Consider the following 10510-nt stretch of genomic DNA (forward strand, 5'->3'; position numbering starts at 1 on the left):
GTCAATCTCTGATTTCTACAATCTCCACCCTTCTTTCCCGTGCAGCATCGGGGTGGTAAATACTATTGCGCAAGTCGTCCAGTGCATCACTCACCGTATTGGCGGCTTCCGCTTCTCCAAACGGGCGCTCGGACAATACCAATTGCCCGGCGGACAAATAAGGCAGGAAAACGCCCTCCTGATAGGTCCGGAAGTGGTTGCGCACACTACTAATCCGCCGCTTGCTCAACGCCAGGTTGTAATCGCGTTTGGCACGGGGGCTCGTGTATCCTTTCATGAAGATCTCAACGGTATCGCCGCGCTCCAGCCTCTGGAGTAAAATTTCTGAAAAGCGCCCTAAGAACTGATAGCCTTTTTCTACTTCCTGCTCAAAAAATGTTTCGACCGCAAAAGTGGCTTCTTCCTGCCTATCCGCTTCCAGGGGGTCCGCGAAGTTGTCCAGGTAGTCTGATTTTCTATCTGAATAAGACTCGTAAGTGTCTCCGTAGGTCTGCTGTGTCGTCGTGCGCCGGGTGCGCTTGTCGGGCTCGTCGTTGTCAAAGTACAGGGCCAGGGGAAGAAAGTCCTGCAAGGTGGTGGGTACGGGCACGGGCTCAGGGACTACCGGGACGGGCTGCACGGGCTCAGGGGGAATTTTAGCGAGGGCGGTCGTATCGGGCGGCGGCAGGTACTGTACGGCATACAAATCATTGCAACAGGCTTCAAAGTCATCGTCCAGATAGTACGCTCCGGTCCGGTTGCTGGCCAGGTAGGCCAGGGTGGTGTCTTCAGGCAAACTGTAGTACAGGTCATTGTAGCTGGAGTTGACCGGTTGCCCAAGGTTTTTAGGGCTGGACCAGCCTGCCGGAGTCCATACCGCTCGGAAAATATCATAGCCGCCAAAATTTTCCCGGCCCGCCGAGCTGAAGTAGAGGGTTTGAGTTGGCGTATGGAAAAACGGCGTTAGGTCATCCTGTTCGGTGTTCAAGTCTTTCAGGGGTTCCGGTTGACCGGCCTGTCCGGCTGTATCGATAGGGGCACGGAATAAATCCAGGTCACCTCCGGGGCCTTCGCTTACAAAAAACAAGACTTCCGTTTGTGCCGTGGAGTCGTAGCCAATACTGGGATGGGTAGCCGTAAAGTCTTTGCGGTTGATGGCATCCGGCAACAACTGTGCTTTTCGGTCCCACCGCCCTTTGCCTTCCCGTTCACGGAAAGCGATCTGGCAGCGGATTTCAGAAGCGGAAACGTAGTCGCAACGAGTAAAGTAGACGCGGCTGCCATCCAGGCTGAAGGTGGTATGAGCGGTATGCAACTGATCGTCATTGAAGCCCCGCCGCAGGGGCCTGCCGCGGCTCTGCCCTTTGCGGTACAGCACTTTGGTAATACGCCGCACAGGGTCATAGTCGTCTTCGGACCGTTCGTAGCGGAAAGAGGAGTAATAAAAGGTGTCGTTGTACAGAAGGGGGGCGAATTCAGAGTAATCGGTATTGACACTACGCCCCAGATGCGTGGTCTTTACCAGGGTGGCCAGCTTTTGGGTTTTAGCCCAGCGGCATTGCTCAAGTAATCGCTCGGCCTTTAGCCGGGCAGGAGTGCCGGCAGCTTCGCGCTTCAGGAAAGCCGTCAGATAACCCACTGCTTCGCTGTACGCGCCGGTATGCTGATACACCTCGCCCAGGCCGAGCAGGGCTTCCGGAAAGTCATCCCCCTTTGGGCTGTCCAGTACTTTTTGGAAATGCTCAGCAGCTTGCTGATAGGCATGGAATTTAAGCGCGACTGTTGCGTATTGCAAACTCACGGTATGAGCGTCCGGTTTAAGCGTGAGGGCACCGTTGTAATGTTGCATGGCGGCCTGATAGTCTTTGCGGGCGAGGGCTTCGGCTCCCGCCTTTACATAAGCTTTGAAGGTTTGGGCACCCAGAGTGGCCGGTACCGCGCAGATCAAAAGGAGGAAGCGTAATCGATAGAGCATAGGCTTTGGATTGGGCTAAAATACCGGGCAGGCTTTAAAGGCTTTAGGCGGTTTGACTTCGGTAATGAAATATTGTAAGGATAGTTCTGTACCGCCCCGGCCATTGGTCGCTTGCCGGAAGGGCGAAGTGTTGATATCGTAGCTCAGCCCCAGGCGCCAGTCCCGGTAGTAGAGTTCAAGCATCACGATGGCGGCGTCACTCAGCCGGTAGCCGCCGCTGAGTTGTACGGCTAATGGCCAGCCTGTCAGTTCATTCAGGTGGTACCGCCCGCCGGCCAGCCCTACGATCTCCCGGTAACTGCCTTGGCGTTGCCCGAGTAGGTAGACGGAAAGGTCCCAGACGTCATTCAACTCAACGAGGGCGGTAGCGTGGAGGTTGAGCAGGATAGGCAGGGGCACCGCCTCATTTTCCAGAAAAGATAGGGTCGGCTGATTGAGGTGGGCACTGCCGGCACCGATCAGGATTTCCGTCCGGCTGCGCGGGTCGGCGTAGCGCCAGTTGAGCCCCGCTCCCAGGCTACTGTAGCCAGAAGCGGTACGTGCGAACACCTCTGCGGAAGCGGTCTGCGGATCAAAAAAGTTGTCGGTAAACTGATCGCCAAACTGAAAAGCCCCGGGTTGCAGGGTCCGCTGCCCCATGCGGGCCTGTACCCCCGCTGACAAGGTCTGTTCGTCCGAAAGCCGCAGGTGATAAGCCAAAGAAAGAGACACCTGAACCCAGCTCAGCTGCCCGTCCCCCGCCTGATCATAGAGGAAGTGGGCGCCTACGCCAAATCGGTGTGTCTTGAGCTTGGGCAGGGTCATTTTGCGGCTGTACCCGGCGGAAATCGTCTCGTAGGCCACCGGTACCGACTGCCACTGCGAGCGGTAATTGGCACCCAACCGGTGATCGGCCCGGTACGCGCCCACCAAAGCCGGATTAAGCTGTTGGGGGGCATTGTGGAATTGCGAAAAATGCAAATCCTGAGCAGGGAGGGCGATGCTCATTCCAATGAGTAGTACCAGGAGGTGTGTTTTTCTTCCCATGATTCTAAAAATAGGCCGATTGTGCGGTTTTTTAAACTTCAGGCACTTATTTTTAGCGGCATATGGAAAGCAAATTACCAAAACCGCCCCTGAAAGTCGGCATTACCGGTGGCATTGGCAGTGGGAAAACCACCGCCTGCCGGGTTTTTGAAGCGCTTGGTATTCCGGTCTATTATGCAGACGACCGCGCCAAATGGCTGATGGCCCATGATGAAGCACTCCTTGAAAAAATCAAGCGGATCTTTGGGGAGGATGCCTACGATAAATCCGGGCAGCTCAATCGCCCGTACATTGCCCGCCTCGCCTTTGGGCATCAGGAACTCCTGGACCAGCTCAATGCGGCAGTGCACCCGGCTGTAGGGAAAGACGCTGAGGCCTGGCATGAGCAGCAGTCCGGTGTGCCTTACACCCTAAAAGAGGCCGCATTGCTTTACGAAAGCGGAAGTTTTGAGGGGCTGCATGCCGTAATTGTGGTAACTGCGCCCCAAGCGCTCCGCCTTGAGCGGGTGATGGCGCGGGATGGGGTAGAGGAGGAAGCGGTCCGTGCCAGGATGCGCAAGCAAATGCCAGAGGAAGAGAAGGCCCGGCGAGCCGACTTTCTCATCCACAATGACGGGGCGCAGTCCATCGTTCAGCAGATTCATGCTATTCATCAGGAACTTAAAGACCGCTATGACAAAATTTGATCATCCACAGGAGGTATTGATTACCAGGCAGGCAGACCTGGAAGGCCGCAAAGACTTAACAAATTGCACCCTGCAGGGGCTTGACTTTTTCGCGAACCCTGTAGACTGGAAAGGCTGCCATATGGACAATACGGCTTTTCTGGGCTGCAAAATGCCACTGGAAGCAGAGCTGCAGCTGCGTCAGATGGGCGCACATATCTACCCACCACCGGCACAGCCTTTGCCCTATGACCCCTTCCGCAAGTCTTTGTACACCTGGCAGGAGCTGATTGCAGAGGTAGAGCGTCAGCCAACCGACCTGCGCATCTATGAGCACTTTTCGGAAACCAAGCTCAACCCGCCGATCAATGAAGCCCTTTGGCAACGCATTCACGACCACTCTATTGATGAGGGGCTGCGGCAGTTGCTGCAATTTGATGAAGAAGGCATGACCAGCCGCCGCTGCGTGGGCATCATGGGCGGGCATAGCACGTTGCGCACGGATCCGTATTTTGAGAAAACCGCCCTTACCGCCCTGCTTTTGGCGAAAGCCGGCTACTTTGTGGTCTCCGGTGGCGGACCAGGCATTATGGAAGCCGCTAACCTCGGTGCCTATCTTTCCCCCTACGGCCCCGAAGTGCTGAAGCAGGCGCTGCGTACGCTAAAAGCAGCACCCCATTACACCGATCCCGGCTACCACGAAGCGGCTCTGAGTGTGCTGAGAGACTATCCGGAAGGGGAAAATAACCTCGCTATCCCGACTTGGTTTTACGGGCACGAGCCCAGCAATCTCTTCGCTAGTCACATCGCCAAGTATTTTTCCAACAGTATACGCGAAGATACCCTGCTGGCCATTAGCCTGTACGGTATTATCTGTGCACCTGGCAGTGCAGGCACTACGCAGGAGATTTTCATGGATGCTACGCAGAACCATTACGGCACTTTCAATTACTATAGCCCAATGGTTTTCCTCGGCCGGCAGCGGTACGAAATTGAGACGCTGATTTACCCACTGCTGCGGCAGCTGGCTTGGGGGCGGGAATATTACGATTTGCTCTGCCTGACGGATGAGCCGGAAGAGGTGGTGCATTTCCTGCAAGCCCATCCACCCAGGAAAGTAGGCTAGGCTTGAAATAAAATTACAGCTACAGGGGCACTTATTTGAACAGGTGGATGTTATCGCTTTGTCAACAACGCAGGACGATCAATGAATCTGGAAGATCTTGGATACAATGAAGCCCTTGAGGCCTACCGGCAGGAGTATGGCTTTGACCACCATTTAGTAGGCAGGGTGACGGTAGAGCACCGTGAACGCTATATGGTAAGCAGTGAAGAGGGAGAATTTGACGCCGAATTACTGGGCAACTTGCGGTACGCAGCAGCTTCAAAAAACGATCTGCCCGCAGTGGGTGATTGGGTCGCTATTTCTGAATACGACGAAGGCAAAGCTCTGATTCATGCGGTATTTCCCCGCCATACCGTTTTGGAACGGCAGGCGGTTGGCAAGCTTGGCGAACGGCAAATTATCGCTACCAATATTGACTATGGGATTATTGTCCAATCGGTGAATAGAGATTTCAGCATCAACCGGTTGGAGCGATATCTGACGCTTTGCCACGCTGCAAAAATACAGCCCCTAATTGTGGTCACCAAGGTGGATTTGATATCGAAAGCAGAGCAGGAAAGTCTGCTCGGAAAAATAAGGTCCCGTATTGCTGATGTCCCGGTTTTTGCGGTCAGTAATGAAACACAAGAGGGGATTAATGCGCTGAAAGATATGGTTGTAAGGGGAAAAACCTACTGTTTACTGGGCTCCTCCGGTGTTGGGAAATCCTCTCTGATCAATAGCCTTAGCGGTGTGGAGCGTATGAAAACAGGCGCCATCAGCGAAGGGATCGACCGGGGTAAGCATGTAACCACCCACCGGGAGCTGGTCCCCCTGGTCAACGGCGCTGTGTTGATCGATAACCCCGGCATGCGGGAAGTAGGCATCACTGACCGCTCGGGAGGGCTGGAACAAACCTTTGAGCAAATTTATGCCTTGTCTGGATCCTGTAAGTTTTCAGACTGTACGCATACCTCTGAGATTGGCTGTGCTGTTTTGGCTGCTTTGGATTCAGGTGATCTTGAGGAGGCCACGCTGGAAAACTTCTATAAAATGGAGAACGAGCAGGCGCATTTCACCTTCACCGTTTTGGAGCGAAAAAACAGGGATAAAAAATTTGGCAAAATGGTTAGGGAGGTCAAGAAATACAAAAAGAAAACTAAGTACTAAAACACTTCCTTCATCAGGCGCTCCAGGTATTTTTGATCCACCTCATCAAAGGAGTCTTTCAGCGTACTGTCCACATCAAAAACAGCGATGAGCGCACCATCCTTTTTAAAGACGGGCACTACAATCTCAGAACGGGAATTAGGATCACAGGCAATATGGTCGGTGCCTTGCTGCAGGGCGTGGGTGTCGGGCACAATTTGTGTTTTTTCCTCCCGCGCAGCTTTACCGCAAACACCCTTGTCGTAGCTGATATGCAGGCAGCCCAGAGTCCCCTGATAAGGCCCTACCGACAACCGGCGCTCACCGCTTTTGACATAAAAGCCCACCCAATAGTAATACGGCAGATAAGTCTTGAGCAAACAGTTGATAGTTGCCATTTTCAGGGTGGCATCCGTTTCCCCTTCCAGATTAGCCTGAATGGCCATCAGGGCCTGCTCGTAGGCTTCCGTTTTTGCTGACCGGTCGAGGTTGACAGAAGGCTTAATGAAATAGGGCATTTCTGCGGATGCGCTCATATCGGTTTTTTTGTATTCCAAACATCACCAACCGGGGAGCGGTTGCATAAAAAAAGCCCACCGGGATGACCGGCAGGCTTTGGTGGGGTGGAAGACCGGATTTGAACCGGCGACCTCTGGAACCACAATCCAGCGCTCTAACCAACTGAGCTACAACCACCATTTTACTTTACCAGAAGCCGCTTTTTGACTTCCTTTTTATCAAAGCGATGCAAAGATAGAATAGTTCCGGAATTCGCGAAAACTTTTTTTTGAAAATATCACTACCTTTATCAAAAAGGAAAAACATGCATCGACCAATTTTTTTACCTTTCCTCTTTTCTCTGGGCCTGCTGAGCTTTGGTTGTGCACCGGATAAAGAAGCCACGCAAGACCTTAACGTTCGGTTGCTTTGCGAGTCCAAGGGCGAAAGCGAAGCAGGCATACCCCAAAGTGCCGTTTACACGCTTATTGGGGAGCAAAAGGTCAAAATTGCTAACATTGCGACTTGTGATAGTATTCCACCTGGTGATTTTTCAGAGTATGGGATTCCGGACGATGCGTTGGCTGCTGCCGGTGGCTGGTATGCCGGAGCAGGTGACTACCTCTATGCCATCCGGGAAGGAGAGGCGATTATCTATTATCGAGGTTGGCAGGATGAAATGCAAGAGGATGAGGGCTTTCATTATACCCAACTGGGAGGGTATAAAAACGGGAAGTTTGAGTTGCAACTACCGCCAAAGCGGGAAGAGCTTGTGGGGACTTACACGCTAAGCCAGGAAACCGGCTCTCATATTTTATTTGTAGGCATGCATGGAGACACCCTGATTGGGGAGCACTTCGTCCTGGATGGCATATTGCCCCCTCTCAATCAGCTGAATGTATTGATGACCGGTATGGCACCTCAGGATTCTGCTGCTTTGGATCTTGTCGATCAGAGCTTTCGTTTCTCTTCTGCTATGGGAGACGGGACGTTTCAGCGCTCGGGAGACGGGCTGGAGGTAAGCCTGAATCTGAACGGGCAGCAGGTGCGCCTGCAAAAAGCCCTCAGTAAGGACTACAGTTTACCTGAATAACAGGCTTAGTTTTCCCAAAACCGCCAGTTGATGCCCTCTTTCTGCCGGCGTTTTTTTCTTCGTTTTTTCTCCAGCCAGTTGCGTTTGAGGATAACGTAGCGCACAGAAATCCCTGTCTGTGCGTACACGGTCCGCTCGCCACCGATAAGGTTGATAGCGGGTTTGATATCGTAGGTCAGGTTGAGTTTGCCCAAAGACAGTTCTAACCCCCCAATGATGGTAAGTCCGAAGGGGTCTTTGTAGGCATTCCCTTCGGCGTTGGTAGGCACATTGCCCCAGCCTTTGTGGAGCCCGCCGCCCACGTAGAGGTTCAGGCGTTTGGTGATAAACGGAAGGTGCTGTGTGCCGAGCAGGGTGACGAGTGCTTCTTCCCGCTGCAAACTGGTCTGTAAAATAACCTCAAGGGTGGTCTTATCAAGAATCCGCTGCTTAACGGTCAGCCCCCAGTCGGTACCCAGGCGCATGCCAAAAGCGGTGTCATAGGATTGGGCGCTGATGCTTAGCGCTGTGCAACAAAGGAAAAAGGTGAGTACTCTTGCGTTCATGTTGCTAGGAACGCATGACCAGGGCTGCATATTTTCCGGGAAGGGAGCATTTGGTCAAGCCAGTCCGGAATGCCGCCACTGAGTTGAAAGGCTGGCGGAATATAGCTATCTTTGAAAGGCATAAACAGCGTGATTTTATGGCAGAGCAGCAAACCGAATACTATTCCATTGAGGATTACCTGGCCCTGGAAGCCCAGGCAGAAGAGCGGCATGAGTATGAAGCAGGGCGGATTCAGGCGATGAGTGGGGGCTCAATCAATCACTCCATTATGGGGGGTAACATTATTACAGCCCTAAACAACAGCCTTAAAGATTCCAATTGCACAGCCTTAAATAGTGATGCCCGACTTTGGATAGACCATGCTCATTCCTTTGTTTACCCCGATGCCATGGTGATTTGTGGTAAAATTCAGGCAGCGGAGGAAGACCCGAATGCCGTTGTTAATCCGGTTTTGATCGTGGAAGTATTATCAAAATCAACCGTTGGCTACGACCGGGGCGATAAATTCCACAAGTACTGTTCCCTGCCTTCTTTTCAGGAGTACATTCTAATTGATCAGGACAAACCCGTTGTGGATGTCCTTTTCCGGGAGGAGCCCGGCTACTGGAAGATGACGACAGCGATCGGGCTGGATAAATCTATCAGCCTGGGGAGTTTAGGCTTTGACATTCCTCTGGCAGCGATCTACCGCAACGTGCAGGACCTGGGTGAGCCTGTTTTTTGAAATAGCGACCGCTTAACATAAACCATGACTAATTCTCCAATCTGGTGGGGCGTGTTGCTCGGGGCGGTCTTTTGTTTTGGATACGCCTGGTACTTCCACAACAAATCAAGACACAATACTGCCGTCCTCTTATTGATGCTGGGCGGCTTTTTGCTGCGACTATTCAGCGCCAATGACCCGTTTTTGAACCCCTGGGATGAGCGCTTCCACGCACTGGTGGCAAAGCATATGATGAGCCATCCCTTTCGCCCTATGCTGTATGCCCATCCCGTTTTACCCTATCCGGCAGAGGACTGGTCCGCAAATCACATCTGGCTCCATAAGCAACCTTTTGCGCTGTGGCTGATGAGTGGCAGCATGAAACTTTTTGGCACCCACCTGCTGGCACTTCGGCTGCCAAGTGTGCTGATCACCACTTTGGGGACAGGAGCGATGTACGGACTGGGTAAGCGCCTTTACCATGCCCGCATTGGTTTTGTTGCTGCTTTCCTTTGGGCGATACACGGTATGCTGGTGGAGCTGGCTGGTGGGCGGCGGGCTACTGACCATGTCGACGCTGTATTTGTTGCGCTGATTCTGTTTGGGGCGTATTGGGCGCTGCGGGCGGCACAGCAAAAGCGGATGGGTTTCACCTTGATTACAGGCCTGTTAACCGGGCTGGCTGTGCTTACCAAGTGGCTTCCCGGGCTTATTGTACTGCCAGTCTGGGCGCTTTGGGCGATTCACTACCGGCAGTATTCCTGGAAAAGCTGGTTTGGGCATGGTCTGCTGATGACCTGTACTGCATTTGTTGTGGCTGCGCCCTGGCAGATTTACACTCATCAGGCTTTCCCGGTAGAAGCCCGCTGGGAGCAATACTACAACTACCTCCACCTGTTTGAAGGGCTCGAAGGGCACGACCAATCCTGGTACTTCCACCTCAATAACATACGGATGCTGTTTGGCGAGTTTATCTACCTGCCTTTGGTTTGGTGGGCATGGGTTGCCCTCCGCAAGCGAACCGATGCCAGCCGGTGGGCACTACTGGTATGGATAGCGATCCCACTGGGGTTCTTCTCCTTCGCTGCCACCAAAATGCCCGCCTACATTCTCATTTCGGCACCTGCCATTTTCCTAATCACTGCTCTGGCCTGGCAGCATTTTAAGATTTACCAATACCGGTTTGGGCGCTGGCGGCGGTTGGTGCAGGTTTTTATAATGGGCTTGCTCCTCCTTCCGGTCCGTTACAGCTTTGAACGCCTCAAGCCTTTGGATAGAGACGAAGCCGCGTGGGCAAAACGGATTGAAGTGGAAGGCCTGCGGCAGACGTCCTCTGCGGATTCTGTGATTTACTTCAATGTACCGCATCCAATTGAGACCATGTTCTTTCTGGGAGGTACGGCCTATGGGTATACGCCCGGGCAGGGTGTTGTGGATAGTCTGAGGAAAGAAGGGTATCGGGTAATTGTGAAAGAATAGGAATTGCAGAAACCCGCTATGGATAAAAGAAAAATAGGGCCCTATTTACCAAAATCGTTGAAGTCAACTTCAGCAAGCCTCACTCAAAATTGGAGCTTAAGCTTTGGTCAGGCGAAATTTGGAGCAGACTATAGGCAGAGGCATGATTTTGCTGCCCAGCTACGCGCTGAATGGCTGAAGCGGGATTTGGAGGCCGGGCAGAACATCTTCTGCGCTCAGAATATTTGGAGTTCAGGAAACTTTTGGTAAAATGAGATGAATTCAGCAACGGACAAGGGGCCTTCTAATTGGA

Annotated in this window: 11 protein-coding genes and 1 tRNA gene; 7 read left to right on the forward strand and 5 right to left on the reverse strand. The window is 52.8% G+C overall.

Features of this window, described 5'->3' with window-relative positions:
- Nucleotide 1 precedes the first annotated feature (1 nt).
- Together RIC19_RS16000 and RIC19_RS16005 are read right to left on the reverse strand one after the other, a co-directional pair.
- Nucleotides 2–1954, reverse strand: a complete 1953-nt coding sequence (locus RIC19_RS16000; RefSeq protein WP_350179349.1) for a hypothetical protein — start codon at nt 1952–1954, stop codon at nt 2–4.
- 15 nt (nt 1955–1969) lie between these two features.
- Complete coding sequence (locus RIC19_RS16005; protein ID WP_350179350.1) at nt 1970–2980, reverse strand: PorP/SprF family type IX secretion system membrane protein; 1011 nt, start codon at nt 2978–2980, stop codon at nt 1970–1972.
- 62 nt (nt 2981–3042) lie between these two features.
- Between RIC19_RS16005 and coaE the strand changes: the two genes are divergently transcribed.
- The 3 genes from coaE (at nt 3043) to rsgA (ending at nt 5920) form a co-directional block, all read left to right on the forward strand.
- Nucleotides 3043–3666 (forward strand): dephospho-CoA kinase, encoded by a 624-nt coding sequence (gene coaE / locus RIC19_RS16010; RefSeq protein WP_350179351.1) that lies wholly within the window; start codon nt 3043–3045, stop codon nt 3664–3666.
- Nucleotides 3653–4771 carry an LOG family protein gene (locus RIC19_RS16015; RefSeq protein ID WP_350179352.1) on the forward strand — a complete coding sequence of 373 codons (1119 nt, stop codon included), beginning with the start codon at nt 3653–3655 and terminating at the stop codon, nt 4769–4771. The genes coaE and RIC19_RS16015 overlap by 14 nt, the downstream gene beginning before the upstream one ends.
- A gap of 81 nt (nt 4772–4852) precedes the next feature.
- Nucleotides 4853–5920, forward strand: coding sequence for a ribosome small subunit-dependent GTPase A (gene rsgA, locus RIC19_RS16020; protein ID WP_350179353.1), 1068 nt, complete (start codon nt 4853–4855; stop codon nt 5918–5920).
- On the opposite strand, the gene msrC is transcribed toward rsgA, so the two are convergent.
- Complete coding sequence (gene msrC / locus RIC19_RS16025) at nt 5917–6435, reverse strand: free L-methionine (R)-S-oxide reductase MsrC (RefSeq protein ID WP_350179354.1); 519 nt, start codon at nt 6433–6435, stop codon at nt 5917–5919. The genes rsgA and msrC overlap by 4 nt on opposite strands.
- A gap of 83 nt (nt 6436–6518) precedes the next feature.
- Nucleotides 6519–6595 (reverse strand) — tRNA-His (locus RIC19_RS16030).
- A gap of 127 nt (nt 6596–6722) precedes the next feature.
- On the opposite strand from RIC19_RS16030, the gene RIC19_RS16035 reads away from it, so the two are divergent.
- Nucleotides 6723–7490 (forward strand): hypothetical protein, encoded by a 768-nt coding sequence (locus RIC19_RS16035; protein ID WP_350179355.1) that lies wholly within the window; start codon nt 6723–6725, stop codon nt 7488–7490.
- 5 nt (nt 7491–7495) lie between these two features.
- Here the strand turns inward: RIC19_RS16035 and RIC19_RS16040 are convergent, their stop codons facing one another.
- The gene (locus RIC19_RS16040) at nt 7496–8035 is read right to left on the reverse strand and encodes a hypothetical protein (RefSeq protein ID WP_350179356.1); all 540 of its coding nucleotides are present in this window, start codon (nt 8033–8035) and stop codon (nt 7496–7498) included.
- 137 nt (nt 8036–8172) lie between these two features.
- Here RIC19_RS16040 and RIC19_RS16045 point away from each other — a divergent pair, with 137 nt between their 5' ends.
- From RIC19_RS16045 to RIC19_RS16055, 3 genes are read left to right on the forward strand one after another with little or no spacing between them, the layout of a single operon-like run.
- Nucleotides 8173–8760, forward strand: coding sequence for a Uma2 family endonuclease (locus tag RIC19_RS16045; RefSeq protein WP_350179357.1), 588 nt, complete (start codon nt 8173–8175; stop codon nt 8758–8760).
- Between the two features lie 24 nt (nt 8761–8784).
- Entirely contained in the window at nt 8785–10218 is a 1434-nt protein-coding gene (locus tag RIC19_RS16050; RefSeq protein WP_350179358.1) for an ArnT family glycosyltransferase, read from the forward strand.
- Between the two features lie 18 nt (nt 10219–10236).
- Nucleotides 10237–10467, forward strand: coding sequence for a hypothetical protein (locus RIC19_RS16055; RefSeq protein ID WP_350179359.1), 231 nt, complete (start codon nt 10237–10239; stop codon nt 10465–10467).
- Nucleotides 10468–10510 lie beyond the last annotated feature (43 nt).

Source organism: Phaeodactylibacter sp., assembly GCF_040219495.1.
Lineage (GTDB): Bacteria > Bacteroidota > Bacteroidia > Chitinophagales > Saprospiraceae > Phaeodactylibacter.